Below are 12,299 nucleotides of genomic sequence, written 5' to 3' on the forward strand. Positions count from 1 at the left end.
GTTTGACCGTGATTACCAATCGCACGAATTTGCTCTGCGACGTAACCAGACTTATTGAGCAGCTGTAACACGGCATCTGCAAATAGGTGGCCGAGCTGGTGGTCAAGTTCACCTATGGCTTTTAAATTTGTTGCTTGACCGGTACAAACAGATAACAGCATGTCTTTTAGTGCTGCGGGCATTGGGTAGTCGTCGTGCGCAATCAGACGAACGTGCTCATCGCTTATTTCAACTAGAGCGGTATCAACACCATCCATACTCGTTCCAGACATCACACCAATGTACAGTTCGTTAAATTTCATAGCCGATCTCGTCAATTCTTCATTCACTTATTGTAAAGCAAATCTGAAGCGAATAACCTCATCGAATACGAGATATTCAGCCGATTTTGAGGAGAAAACATGGGACCGTTATGGGTTGACGTTGCGGGGTATGAACTGACCGCTGAAGACAAAGAAATCTTGGAGCATCCTACGGTTGGTGGCTTAATTCTATTTGCTCGCAACTATCATGATAGCGAACAGCTTCAAGCACTTACTCAATCCATCCGAAAGGCGGCTAAGCGCCCGTTTTTGATCGGTGTGGATCAAGAAGGCGGCCGAGTGCAGCGCTTTCGTGAAGGTTTCTCATTAATTCCTGCTGCTGATGAGTACGCTAAACATCAAAATGGTGAAGAGCTTGCTCGTATGGGCGGTTGGTTAATGGCAGCAGAGCTGATTGCCCATGATATTGATTTAAGCTTTGCCCCGGTACTTGACCAAGGCCATCAATGTAAAGCGATCGGTAACCGTGCATTCGGTGAAGATGCCGATACCATTCTTCGCTATAGCACTGCTTATATGCAAGGAATGAAGAGTGTTGGCATGGCAACGACAGGAAAGCACTTCCCTGGACATGGTGGCGTGATTGCAGACTCACATCTAGAAACACCATACGACGAGCGCAGCGACATTTTTGAACAAGATATGGCGATCTTCAAAGCGCAAATTGATGCCGGTATTTTAGATGCCATGATGCCTGCTCACGTGATTTTCCCACATTATGATGCTCAACCAGCCAGCGGTTCTGAATACTGGTTAAAACAGGTCCTGCGTCAGCAATTGGGTTTTAAAGGTTTGGTTTTTTCGGATGATTTGACCATGGAAGGCGCTGCGATTATGGGCAGCCCAGCCGAGCGAGGTGCTCAAGCATTGAGAGCTGGTTGCGATATGTTGTTAATGTGTAATAAACGAGAAGCGCACGTTGAGGTATTAGACAACTTACAGGTTTCAACCGTGCCACTCGCGGATGGATTACTGAAAAAACAGTCATTTTCTCCAAGCGAACTTAAGCTATCTCAAGAGTGGAAAGCGGCGAGTGAAGCGATGAAACGCTTGACTAGCTAAACCTCTTGTAAAAGATTCAAAACAGCGATGAGAAGCCAAAGTTAATTATGCTTTGGCTTTTTATTTGACTGTAAATTTTAATTTACACTAAATGTTTTTTATTCTGTACGCTTGTTTTTCTTTTTTAGCCTGTTATCTTGTCGTTAAAGCTTAGTTGTCTCACCAAAGGTTTGGTTGGGTGTAAAAATAAATATACAGGTTAGAGTTATGCAGAAAAGTGAGTTGAGCAATATTAATATTATCGAAGAACAGGTTCTTATTACTCCGGAGGAACTAAAAACCAAGCTTCCTTTGAGTGAAAAAGCACGTCGCTTTATTCAAGAGTCTCGTCAAACTATCGCTAATATTATTCACAAGAAGGATCACCGCCTGCTTGTTGTATGCGGTCCATGTTCTATCCACGACGTGGAAGCGGCGAAGGATTACGCAAAGCGACTTAAAGCACTCTCTGAACAACTAAGTGACCAACTGTATATTGTTATGCGTGTTTACTTTGAGAAGCCGCGCACCACGGTCGGCTGGAAAGGCCTGATCAATGACCCACACCTAGACGGCAGTTTCGATATTGAACACGGTCTGCATGTTGGACGCGAACTTCTGGTGGAGTTGGCAGAAATGGAAATCCCGCTCGCGACTGAGGCTCTAGACCCAATTAGCCCACAATACCTGGCGGATACTTTTAGCTGGGCTGCAATCGGCGCACGTACGACGGAGTCACAAACTCACCGTGAAATGGCAAGCGGCCTGTCTATGCCAATCGGTTTTAAGAATGGCACCGATGGCAGTTTGGCAACCGCAATTAACGCGATGCAAGCTGCGTCCTCTAGCCACCGTTTTATGGGAATTAACCGTGAGGGACAAGTCGCACTGTTAACCACCCAGGGCAATGCTAATGGACATGTGATCTTACGTGGCGGCAAGCAAACTAACTACGATTCGGTATCAGTCACTGAGTGTGAGCAAGAGATGGCGAAATCTGGTCTTGATGCTTCATTAATGGTGGATTGCAGTCACGCCAACTCACGTAAAGATTACCGTCGCCAGCCATTAGTCGCGGAGGATGTGATTCATCAAATCCGTGAAGGCAATAAATCTATTATCGGTCTTATGATTGAAAGCCATATCAATGAAGGAAATCAATCTTCTGACTTAGCTCTTGAAGAGATGAAATACGGTGTATCTATCACTGACGCATGTATCAATTGGGATTCAACTGAGGCACTATTACGTCATGCACATGAAGAGCTAGTGCCTTTCTTAGAAAATCGTCTAAAGGCTAATTAATACAGGATTTAAGGAACATCAATGGCAGTTGAACTTAACGCATTACGCGATCAGATTGATGCAGTCGACAAGCAAATGTTGGAGCTATTGGCTCAGCGTTTAGCGCTCGTAGAGAAAGTTGGGGAAGTAAAAAGCGAACATGGTTTGCCAATTTATGCTCCAGACCGCGAAGCGGCGATGTTAGCTTCTCGTCGCGCTGAAGCTGAAAAAATGGGAATTCCTCCACAGCTTATTGAAGATATTCTGCGTCGAACAATGCGTGAGTCTTATGCCAGCGAGAAAGATTCCGGTTTTAAGTGTTTGAACCCTGATTTACGCTCAGTTGTTATTATTGGTGGTAATGGTCAATTGGGTGGCCTGTTTGGGCGTATGTTCAAATTGTCGGGCTACCAGGTCAAAGTTCTCGGCAGTAAAGACTGGGATCATGCGGATGAGATTCTAGACAACGCGGGTTTAGTCGTGGTCACGGTGCCGATTCATCTAACGGAAGGGGTGATCGAAAAACTGGGGAACTTGCCGCAAGACTGCATTCTGTGTGACCTGACTTCTATCAAGTCGAAGCCTCTGCAAGCAATGTTGAATGTGCACCAAGGTCCTGTAGTTGGTTTACACCCAATGTTTGGCCCAGATGTTCCGAGCCTTGCCAAGCAGGTTATTGTGTACTGTGATGGTCGTGGTCACGAGCATTACCAATGGCTATTGCAACAGTTTGGAATTTGGGGCGCAAGCTTGTGCCAAATCGATGCACAAGAGCACGATCATGGCATGACGTTGATTCAGGCGTTGCGCCACTTCACGTCGTTTGCTTACGGTATGCACCTTAGCAAAGAGAATCCGAACATCGATCAGTTGTTGAAGTTAAGCTCGCCAATCTACCGCCTTGAATTGGCGATGGTGGGACGACTGTTTGGTCAGGATCCGAACTTGTACGGTGATATAATTTTCTCTTCTCAAGAGAATATCGATATGATCAAGCGATTCCATCAGCGTTTAGGTGATGCGGTAGCGATTCTGGATAGCAGAGACAAAGCGCGATTCATCGAAAGCTTTAAGCAGGTGAGTGATTGGTTTGGTACTTATTCTCAACAATTTATGAATGAGAGCCAAAACTTACTCAAACAGGCGAATGATAATATTCATCGCGGCTAATCACGGGTCATTTAGCCGTGCAGAGTCCGAAACAAAAAGAGCAGCGTAAGCTGCTCTTTTTCGTGTTGATGGACAAATCAGTTCGTCGCAGTATTACTCGTATCTTCACTTGATACTGTGTTGATACTGGTATCGCGATAGGGTGAATTGGTTAAATTGACTTGTAGGCGTACAACGTTATCAATCAATTGAACCAAAGGTCCCCATTTCACTTTTTTCTCTTTTTCAAAGACGTCATTGAAGTTTTCTGGTGTCCACTCCATTAAGTATTGAGGGTTGAGTGCTCGTCCGAGGAAGCGTACTTCATAGTGCAAGTGTGGCCCTGTGGAGTTGCCAGAGTTACCGCATTGAGCAATGATGTCGCCTTTACTAACAAACTGACCGCTTTTCACTTTGAAGCGTTGTAGATGAGCAAAGGAGCTCATAAAGCCAAATGAGTGACGAATGGTGACATAGTTACCATAACCACGATTGCTCGGGCGAACGGTTTCCACCACACCGTCAGCCGGTGCCAGGATCTCTTCTCCTCTTTTACAAGTCAGATCGATACCAGTATGAACATGCCTCTTACCTGAAATCGGATTAATACGACTGCCGTAAGAAGAAGAAATACGTTGGTATGTGACTGGACTGTCATTTGGTATCAAACGGAACATCGTCGCGCGAACAGCAGAATCGATAGCGGCTGCGTCAATTCGCTCCTCTAACCCCATGCTGTTCTCATCGATCATCAACTCTTCGTCTGCGAGACCTAAAACCGATTCAACGTCGAATACCCGTTTGCCCAATAGCTGAATTTGATTGTTTTTGTCCGTCAAAGATTGGGAAAGCGAATGATTGGTATCAAGCTGCTCTTCGTAAAGAGCCGTCACTTCGGCCTTTTCACTTTCCAGTTTGGCGATGATTTGTGTTAGTTCGTCTTTATTGTGCATCTGCTGCTGATTAAGGTACCACGCGCCACCAACGACGGCGGGTAATGCCAATACTGAAGCAAATACTGCTAGGACCGAACTGCGGCCCAAATAGAACTGCTGATCGCCGTCTTTCGTCGGGATCTGCATGATGATTTTTTTAGACATAGTTATTGTTACTTAAATAGGCGTTCATTTATTTTTCTCCTAAAAACCAGAGAGGTGCTCTAACTCTCGATTCAGAAGGTCGTTATTGCCTACATTCAATTCTATAAATCGTTTTAGTTGGCTAATGCTTTCGATGTCTATCTTAGCGATCTTCAACCTAACCTCACACTTAGAGACATTCACAATTTGCGCTTTTAACGTAATCACTTGTTCGGATTGATCAAATGAAAAAGTCACATGGACTGGAAGGGTTGGATCCAAAGCCTCAGTCTCTTCCACTTTCATGAGTAAACCATGCAAGGAAAGATCTTGAATCCTAGCTTCAATTGCCAAGTCACGTTGTTCTATCTTAGCTGGAGCTTGATGGAGAATACGTGAAAAGCGTCGTCTCTCTGTCATATGAATATTCTCGTCAGGTCGTCAAACAGAATTGAATAGTATATCAATACGAACAAAAAATGTTCGATTGTTGTTTGAAAAGTGTCGAAGTCGCTACAGAGTGACGTAAGTGCAATGTCATGTTCTTAACGAACGAGACGGGCTAATGAGCTCTTTTTATAACAAAGAAAACAAAGGCCGCTATGATAGCGGCCTTTGTACAAATTACAATCAAACTTTGTGGGTTGCGATTACTTCGCAATACGCTTGTATTTGATACGGTGTGGTTCTGCGGCTTCAGGACCCAATGTTTTCTTCAACCAATCCATGTACTCTGTGTAGTTACCTTCGTAGAAGTTAACTTGGCCTTCGTCACGGTAGTCAATGATGTGGGTAGCGATACGGTCAAGGAACCAACGGTCGTGCGAGATAACCATTGCACAACCAGGGAACTCTAGTAACGCTTCTTCTAGAGCACGCAGTGTTTCAACGTCAAGGTCATTGGTTGGTTCGTCGAGTAGCAACACGTTACCGCCCGCTTTAAGCAGCTTCGCAAGGTGGACACGGTTACGCTCACCACCCGATAGTTCACCAATAATCTTTTGTTGGTCACTGCCTTTAAAGTTAAAGCGTGAACAGTATGCACGAGCTGGGATTTCGAAGTTGTTGATCTTAATGATATCAGCACCTTCAGAGATCTCTTGGAATACGGTTTTAGAATCGTCCATGCTGTCACGGAACTGATCGACCGATGCCAGTTTTACTGTATCGCCCATCTCAATTGTGCCCGAGTCTGGTTGTTCAGTACCACTTAACATCTTGAATAGCGTCGATTTACCTGCGCCGTTAGCACCGATGATACCAACAATTGCACCTTTAGGGATGCTGAATGACAGGTCATCAATCAGAACTCGACCGTCAAATGACTTGGTCAGGTTCTTCACTTCAATAACCTTATCACCTAGACGCTCACCTGGTGGGATAAATAGTTCATTGGTTTCATTACGTTTTTGGTGATCAGAGCTTTGCAGTTCTTCAAAGCGAGCCATACGTGCTTTTGACTTCGCTTGACGACCTTTAGGGTTTTTACGTACCCACTCAAGCTCTTTCTCGATAGTCTTTTGGCGAGCACTCTCTTGGGAGGCTTCTTGTTGTAGACGAGCGTCTTTTTGCTCCAGCCATGAGGTGTAGTTGCCTTCCCATGGGATACCTTCACCACGGTCCAGTTCTAAGATCCAGCCCGCAGCGTTATCTAGGAAGTAACGGTCGTGGGTGATGGCTACTACGGTACCTGTGTAATCCACTAAGAAGCGCTCTAGCCAAGCCACTGATTCTGCATCTAGGTGGTTGGTAGGCTCATCAAGCAGTAGCATGTCTGGCTTAGAAAGTAGCAAGCGACAAATAGCCACACGGCGGCGTTCACCACCTGATAGGTGCGCAATTTTTTGGTCCCATTCAGGTAAACGAAGTGCGTTTGCCGCACGCTCAAGCGCATTTTCTAGGTTGTGGCCATCTTTCGCTTGGATAAGGGCTTCTAGCTCGCCTTGCTCTTTTGCAAGTGCGTCGAAGTCTGCATCTGGTTCAGCGTATGCTGCGTAGACTGCGTCCAAACGTTTCAGAGCGTCAGCAACGTCAGCAACCGCTTCTTCAACAACTTCACGAACGGTTTTTGATTCGTCTAATACTGGTTCCTGAGGTAGGTAACCTACGTTTAGACCAGGTTGTGGACGCGCTTCACCGTCGATATCCGTGTCGATACCTGCCATGATACGTAGCAGTGTGGATTTACCTGCACCGTTCAGACCTAAAACACCGATTTTCGCACCAGGGAAGAAGCTCAGAGAGATGTCTTTAAGAATTTGACGCTTAGGTGGCACAATTTTGCTCACCCGCGACATGGTATATACGTATTCAGCCATTGCCGATCGTTCCTAAATTAACTGTCATTCAAACCCATCATTTTATACCAAGTGCTTTGTTTTTGTTACCGCATTGCAAGAATTTCCCTAACGAATGGATTTCTTATTTTGAGCTGACCGGAAACTTACACGGTTAGGGTATACACTTTTGTTATTCGTTAAGAATGACGAAGTGTGTTCTATGCGAGTTAGAAACGCTTTGTCTCCATCGTCTTAAAAGTTTGACGAGTACAATTTTTAATACACTAAGTTGCTTTACATGGACATCTGCATTCTGTGTAAATAGATGCATGTGTGAAAATTGCCTTAACATCACATGAACTCTAACAAAACTAGGCTTTAGGGCAGTATATGTCTGGGGAAAATGACACAAATGAGATTCAACGTATCTGAATTGGCTAAAAACGTATGCTGCGCCGCCGCGTTGTGTGCTATGAGTTTGAGTGCTAATGCCGCGCTGAGTTTGGAAAAGCAGCGCGAAGTATATGAGCAAGCTCAAGATTTATTAGATAAAAATGACATCGACGGATACCTTTCGATTCGTCCTAAAATTTCTGACTATCCACTAACGCCTTATGTGGATTACCGCACTTTTATTAGACAGTTACCGGAAAAGTCACCACAACAGGTGAACGAGTTTATTTCTGAGCACGAGTCTTTTCCATTTTCTCGTCGAGTTAGCGCTCCATACCTCAATCATCTTTATAAGCAAAAAGATTGGAAAACCATTACTGAGTTTCAAAAAGTCATTCCTAGTGGTGAGCGTTACCAATGTATTTTCTACGTCGCTCAATTAAAGCAAGGCAAGAAAGTCGCGGCATTTAAAGGGGCTGAACATATGTGGTTACGTGGCATCAGCATTGCTGATGAGTGTGACCCATTATTTGCAGCATGGGACAAGGCGGGTGAGCGTACCGATGAACTGATTCTACAGCGTATGTTACTGGCGTTTGATGCTCGTAATGGCGGTTTGATGAGTTACTTGCTCAAACTGCCTAAATCAGCGCAGGCAAAGCAACAAGCCAAAGAAATGAAAGCGTTGTTTGATAATCCTGCAAGTGTTGCGGAATTCGCGAAGAAAAAACCTGCGAATGATTTTAATCGAGCGCAAAGTGAATATGCGTTAGAAAAGTTGGCTCGTATGAACACTAGCCAAGCACAAGGGGCGTACGATGCCGTCATTAAAGGACAGAAGTTTTCTCCAGAAAAAGCGCAAGAACTTGCCGACTATATTGCATTTCGATTGACTCGTACGGAGTCTGAGTCATTAGCTAAATGGCGCGATGATAAAACGAAAACCAGTCAGTACTTACCGTTGATTGAAACGCGCATCCGCTTAGCGATTCAAAATGCAGATTGGAAAAGCGTACAAGAGTGGATTGCTGTTCTAAATAAAGAAGAACAAGCCACGCTACGCTGGCAATATTGGCTTGGAAGAAGTGAAATAGCGTTAGGTGATGACATCGCGGGGAAACAGCGTTTAGCAACTCTGCTTGGGCAACGAAACTTCTACAGTGTGGCTGCCGCCAATGCAATCGGACAATCAATCAAATACCCAACGCATACGGTTAAGTTGGATAAGAAAGTTGTTCAACCCTATCAAGACTCGTTAGCTCGTATCGAAGAGTTGATCGCGACGGATAAAATCGCAGCAGCGAAGAGTGAATGGGCACACTTACTGCGCCGCGTAGGGAAAGATGAAAAGGCGATGTTGGCGGCTTATGCATCATTTAAACGTTGGCATAACCTAACGGTGACCGCGAGTATTCAAGCGCAGATGTGGGATAATATCGAACTTAGGTTCCCAATAGCACACCGCTGGTGGTTTAACTTTTATGCGAAAAAGCACAACATTGATCCCATCACGATGATGTCTCTCGCTCGACAGGAAAGTGCGTTAGATGTTGAAGCCCGCTCTCCAGTTGGCGCTCGTGGTCTTATGCAGATCATGCCTGCGACGGCGAAGTACACGGCACGTAAATATAAGTTGAGTTATCAAGGTACACAGGATCTCTACAATGTAGGAAAAAATATCGAAATTGGTAGCCATTATTTGCAAGGTTTATTAGAGGATTACGATAATAATCGTATTTTTGCTCTTGCTGCTTATAATGCAGGTCCTAACAGAGTAAAAACGTGGCGAGAGCGTACCCAAGGAAAAGTGGATGCTTATGCCTTTATTGAGGCAATTCCATTTAAAGAGACGCGCGGTTATGTACAAAACATCTTGATGTTTGAAACATACTATCGTGATCTTTTGGGTATCGATGGCGCGTTCTTGAATCAACATGAGATCAATACCAAGTATTGAGTGAGGTAACTTGATGTCGCACGAACCCGAGTACAAAGACTGGCAACAGATTATTGAGCTAATTCGAACAAGTATGGGCACCCAGCAAGATGACATGCTGTTAACTATGCTGATGTCACGTGATGAGAGAGAGTCATTAATATCACGCGTTAATATAATTAACGAACTTCTTAAAGGAGAATTATCTCAACGTCAGATCAGTCAGATGCTTGGTGTGGGCATTGCCACCATTACTCGTGGCTCTAACGAACTAAAGTCGAAATCTGATGAAGAAAAAGACAAGTTGAAAGTCTTGTTAGAACAAGTTGCGGTATCTAAGTAGACAGTATATCCAATTTGCTTTTAGGCCTTGGTGTTACAAGTGACTAAGATAACGTATTACAAAGGGCGGAAATATCCGCCCTTTTGCGTATCTAGAGAATAGGCTGAGTGTTATAAATTTGAAGGAAAGTGCTCAGGGTTTGTGAATGGAATTAAAGCCAGAATCAAGGCTTGGTGATAGACCGAGCTTCGAGTTAGCTGGTTTTGGGTTAGCAGGCTAATAGCGCCACCTTTCTGTTTGATGTTATCAGTACCAAACACTTCGTCCATTACATCTCCCAATTCATTCGCATCCTTGAGTTTTTCCAAGACTTTTGGCGGCAACATTAAGCTTGCAGAACGAGATTCACCGCGGTGAGTCTCTGATTCAACCACCATCCAAGCAAACGTCACGTTTGCTTCAATTCCCGCTTCGAGACCGACATAGTAATCCGCGTTTGGCATCTCTACTTTTGCGTTTTTAACGCGGTTTAGCGCGCCACGATGAGTTTCTTCATTCGTCATGGGCTGATCTGCGACCTCACTCGGTACACTGATGCCAACGAAGTTGAATTCTTGATGCGGAAATGCATTACGAAATGCACTTTGAACTGCATTAATTTTGGCTGGGTTTAGCGATGCGATTACGACTTTTTGGGTTGCCATGATCTTTTTACTCACTGGTGTCTATTAACTCAATTTTACTTGCGTAGGCTTTACGTTCTCACTCGGGTAACAGCCTAATACTTTCAAGTGCTTAGTGATTTTTGTCAGCTCTTCAAGTGCCTGTTGCATTTCTGTCGAAGCAAGATGTGATGTCAAGTCTACGTAGAACATCTCTTCCCACGGGTTCCCCATAATTGGGCGTGATTCTAGCTTGGTCATATTGATTCCGTAACGTTGCAGCACTAATAGTGTTTCAACCAATGAGCCTGCCTCTTGGGAGGTCGACATGATCAATGTGGTTTTTGCTGGAATCTGAGTAGAAACTTCAACCGGTTTACGAGCAACCACGATAAAGCGAGTATGATTTTCGGTTTGGTTTGCGATGTTGCCTTGAATTGCTTGCAAGCCATATAGCTTACCGCTTGATGCATTACCAATTGCAGCCACATCATCACGATCCATCTCTTGGACTTTCTGCATTGCATCTGCTGTGCTCGCGCAGGACTCCAGCTTTACTCCTTTCATACGGCTTAAAAACTCACTGCACTGTTGGTGTGGCTGAGGGTGAGAATACAGCGTTTTAATATCTTCCAGACGAATATCTTTTTTCGCAACCAAGCAGTGTTCGATTGGTTGAGTTAGCTCTCCAACGATGTAAAGCGTCGTGTGTTGTAGTAAGTCATACACTTCATTAATAGAGCCTGAGCTGGTGTTTTCGATTGGCAGAACGCCATAATCAGCATGGCCAGATTCAACCGTTTGAGTCACTTCTTTAAAGTGCTCGCAGTTGAGCTCGATAAGCTCCGTATTTTTACGACTGAAGTATTCGCGACTTGCCAAGTGCGAATAAGAGCCTTTGGCTCCTAAAAAAGCGACGCGAGCAAGTGGCTTACGGCTTTGCTGTGGGTTAACGAGATTTTGCAGATAACTTTGTTGAAGCAGAACTGAGTCTTCAATGATGGTATGGAAAAGCTTGGTGATGTACTGCGCGTCAAGTTCGTATTTATCTTGGCCATTAGAAATTAGCTTGACCAATAATTGCTGTTCACGGACGGCGTCGCGAACAGGCTTTGAGGTTTGTACTTTGCTTTTGGCTACTTCAATGCTGAGTTTACGGCGCTCAGACAATAAGCTGAGAAGTTGGTCATCCAACTCATTCAAGCGTAAACGAATTTCTTCGAGGGAAATAGGTTGGTCAGTCATCAATTCTTTCCTTATAAAAAAGCCTCCCGATTTGGGAGGCTTTCTGTTTGTTTTTGACTTTTCTTTCACAAACGAGTTCGCCCCTCCAACTATGGGAGGAAAAAGAAGTCAAAAATAAACAGTGAGGTTAAATGCATAAATAGTGCTTAATTTATGAGTGTTTAAACACAATAAGCAAGGCTGGGGAGAGCGTCAAGCAAAAAAATAGCGCCTTTCGGCGCTATTTCCTCAATCTGTTCAGTTTACTCTTCTTCTTCCACTAGCTCAGGCTTACTTGCACGTCGAGCTTCAGGTTTGTGGGTCAGCTTGTTCAATTGTCGTTCTAGTTTTTGCTCCACTTCGTTGATAGCTGCGTAAAGATCTTCGTGAGTTGCTGAGGCAATGAGCTGGCCTTTAGGAACTTTGATAACCGCTTCGAATTTCTTCTGTTTGTTTGGTTCCTCACTGAAAGTTGCTTGGCAACCAATTAGGTCTACTTGCCATTTCTCCAGTTTTTTAAATTTGCTCTCAATATGAGCTCGGATTGCAGAGGTGATTTCGATGTTTTTGCCAGTGATATTCATTGTCATAAGTGTTTTTCCTCTGTTGCATCCCTCATGGGTTGAGTTCAGATTACCGCTTTAAG

Annotated in this window: 12 protein-coding genes and 1 other annotated feature; of the genes, 5 read left to right on the top strand and 7 right to left on the bottom strand. The window is 44.4% G+C overall.

Annotated features, from left to right (window positions below; genetic code table 11):
- The coding region (locus R7Q38_RS22290; RefSeq protein WP_318114362.1) for an anhydro-N-acetylmuramic acid kinase at nucleotides 1–302 on the bottom strand (302 nt) is incomplete at its 3' end.
- Nucleotides 303–401: 99 nt separating this feature from the next.
- Here R7Q38_RS22290 and nagZ point away from each other — a divergent pair.
- The 3 genes from nagZ to tyrA all read left to right on the top strand — a co-directional run bounded on the left by nagZ (nucleotide 402) and on the right by tyrA (nucleotide 3,818).
- Nucleotides 402–1,385: a beta-N-acetylhexosaminidase gene (nagZ, locus tag R7Q38_RS22295; protein WP_318114363.1), complete on the top strand. Its 984-nt coding sequence runs from the start codon at nucleotides 402–404 to the stop codon at nucleotides 1,383–1,385.
- Between the two features lie 207 nt (nucleotides 1,386–1,592).
- Nucleotides 1,593–2,669, top strand: coding sequence for a 3-deoxy-7-phosphoheptulonate synthase (locus R7Q38_RS22300; protein WP_005381904.1), 1,077 nt, complete (start codon nucleotides 1,593–1,595; stop codon nucleotides 2,667–2,669).
- A gap of 21 nt (nucleotides 2,670–2,690) precedes the next feature.
- Nucleotides 2,691–3,818, top strand: coding sequence for a bifunctional chorismate mutase/prephenate dehydrogenase (gene tyrA / locus R7Q38_RS22305; protein ID WP_005381901.1), 1,128 nt, complete (start codon nucleotides 2,691–2,693; stop codon nucleotides 3,816–3,818).
- A gap of 77 nt (nucleotides 3,819–3,895) precedes the next feature.
- Here tyrA and R7Q38_RS22310 read toward each other — a convergent pair whose 3' ends face one another.
- From R7Q38_RS22310 to ettA, 3 genes are all read right to left on the bottom strand, one after another.
- Complete coding sequence (locus R7Q38_RS22310; RefSeq protein WP_005381900.1) at nucleotides 3,896–4,897, bottom strand: M23 family metallopeptidase; 1,002 nt, start codon at nucleotides 4,895–4,897, stop codon at nucleotides 3,896–3,898.
- Nucleotides 4,898–4,936: 39 nt separating this feature from the next.
- Complete coding sequence (locus R7Q38_RS22315; RefSeq protein WP_065274196.1) at nucleotides 4,937–5,296, bottom strand: PilZ domain-containing protein; 360 nt, start codon at nucleotides 5,294–5,296, stop codon at nucleotides 4,937–4,939.
- A 230-nt stretch (nucleotides 5,297–5,526) separates the two neighbouring features.
- Nucleotides 5,527–7,194 carry an energy-dependent translational throttle protein EttA gene (gene ettA, locus R7Q38_RS22320; RefSeq protein WP_005381894.1) on the bottom strand — a complete coding sequence of 556 codons (1,668 nt, stop codon included), beginning with the start codon at nucleotides 7,192–7,194 and terminating at the stop codon, nucleotides 5,527–5,529.
- 364 nt (nucleotides 7,195–7,558) lie between these two features.
- Here ettA and R7Q38_RS22325 point away from each other — a divergent pair, with 364 nt between their 5' ends.
- Both R7Q38_RS22325 and trpR read left to right on the top strand, forming a co-directional pair.
- Nucleotides 7,559–9,505 (top strand): transglycosylase SLT domain-containing protein, encoded by a 1,947-nt coding sequence (locus tag R7Q38_RS22325; RefSeq protein ID WP_411913405.1) that lies wholly within the window; start codon nucleotides 7,559–7,561, stop codon nucleotides 9,503–9,505.
- Between the two features lie 13 nt (nucleotides 9,506–9,518).
- Nucleotides 9,519–9,827 carry a trp operon repressor gene (trpR, locus tag R7Q38_RS22330; protein ID WP_005381892.1) on the top strand — a complete coding sequence of 103 codons (309 nt, stop codon included), beginning with the start codon at nucleotides 9,519–9,521 and terminating at the stop codon, nucleotides 9,825–9,827.
- Between the two features lie 110 nt (nucleotides 9,828–9,937).
- Here trpR and yjjX read toward each other — a convergent pair whose 3' ends face one another.
- The 3 genes from yjjX to hpf form a co-directional block, all read right to left on the bottom strand.
- On the bottom strand, nucleotides 9,938–10,471 hold the full coding sequence (yjjX, locus tag R7Q38_RS22335) for an inosine/xanthosine triphosphatase (protein ID WP_005381891.1): 534 nt from the start codon (nucleotides 10,469–10,471) through the stop codon (nucleotides 9,938–9,940).
- Between the two features lie 24 nt (nucleotides 10,472–10,495).
- Nucleotides 10,496–11,674, bottom strand: a complete 1,179-nt coding sequence (gene pheA, locus R7Q38_RS22340) for a prephenate dehydratase (protein ID WP_017636154.1) — start codon at nucleotides 11,672–11,674, stop codon at nucleotides 10,496–10,498.
- 12 nt (nucleotides 11,675–11,686) lie between these two features.
- Nucleotides 11,687–11,808 (bottom strand) — a sequence feature (Phe leader region).
- A gap of 108 nt (nucleotides 11,809–11,916) precedes the next feature.
- Nucleotides 11,917–12,243 carry a ribosome hibernation-promoting factor, HPF/YfiA family gene (gene hpf, locus R7Q38_RS22345; RefSeq protein ID WP_005381889.1) on the bottom strand — a complete coding sequence of 109 codons (327 nt, stop codon included), beginning with the start codon at nucleotides 12,241–12,243 and terminating at the stop codon, nucleotides 11,917–11,919.
- Nucleotides 12,244–12,299 lie beyond the last annotated feature (56 nt).

Origin of the sequence: Vibrio sp. Vb0598 (assembly GCF_033338935.1) — a bacterium.
GTDB classification, from domain to species: Bacteria; Pseudomonadota; Gammaproteobacteria; order Enterobacterales; family Vibrionaceae; genus Vibrio; species Vibrio alginolyticus.

Excerpts from the sequence above, each read along its gene's own strand:
- nagZ (WP_318114363.1), top strand. The coding sequence starts at position 402 with ATGGGACCGTTATGGGTTGACGTTGCGGGGTATGAACTGACCGCTGAA.
- R7Q38_RS22300 (WP_005381904.1), top strand. The coding sequence starts at position 1,593 with ATGCAGAAAAGTGAGTTGAGCAATATTAATATTATCGAAGAACAGGTT.
- tyrA (WP_005381901.1), top strand. The coding sequence starts at position 2,691 with ATGGCAGTTGAACTTAACGCATTACGCGATCAGATTGATGCAGTCGAC.
- R7Q38_RS22310 (WP_005381900.1), bottom strand. The coding sequence starts at position 4,897 with ATGTCTAAAAAAATCATCATGCAGATCCCGACGAAAGACGGCGATCAG.
- R7Q38_RS22315 (WP_065274196.1), bottom strand. The coding sequence starts at position 5,296 with ATGACAGAGAGACGACGCTTTTCACGTATTCTCCATCAAGCTCCAGCT.
- ettA (WP_005381894.1), bottom strand. The coding sequence starts at position 7,194 with ATGGCTGAATACGTATATACCATGTCGCGGGTGAGCAAAATTGTGCCA.
- R7Q38_RS22325 (WP_411913405.1), top strand. The coding sequence starts at position 7,559 with ATGACACAAATGAGATTCAACGTATCTGAATTGGCTAAAAACGTATGC.
- trpR (WP_005381892.1), top strand. The coding sequence starts at position 9,519 with ATGTCGCACGAACCCGAGTACAAAGACTGGCAACAGATTATTGAGCTA.
- yjjX (WP_005381891.1), bottom strand. The coding sequence starts at position 10,471 with ATGGCAACCCAAAAAGTCGTAATCGCATCGCTAAACCCAGCCAAAATT.
- pheA (WP_017636154.1), bottom strand. The coding sequence starts at position 11,674 with ATGACTGACCAACCTATTTCCCTCGAAGAAATTCGTTTACGCTTGAAT.
- hpf (WP_005381889.1), bottom strand. The coding sequence starts at position 12,243 with ATGACAATGAATATCACTGGCAAAAACATCGAAATCACCTCTGCAATC.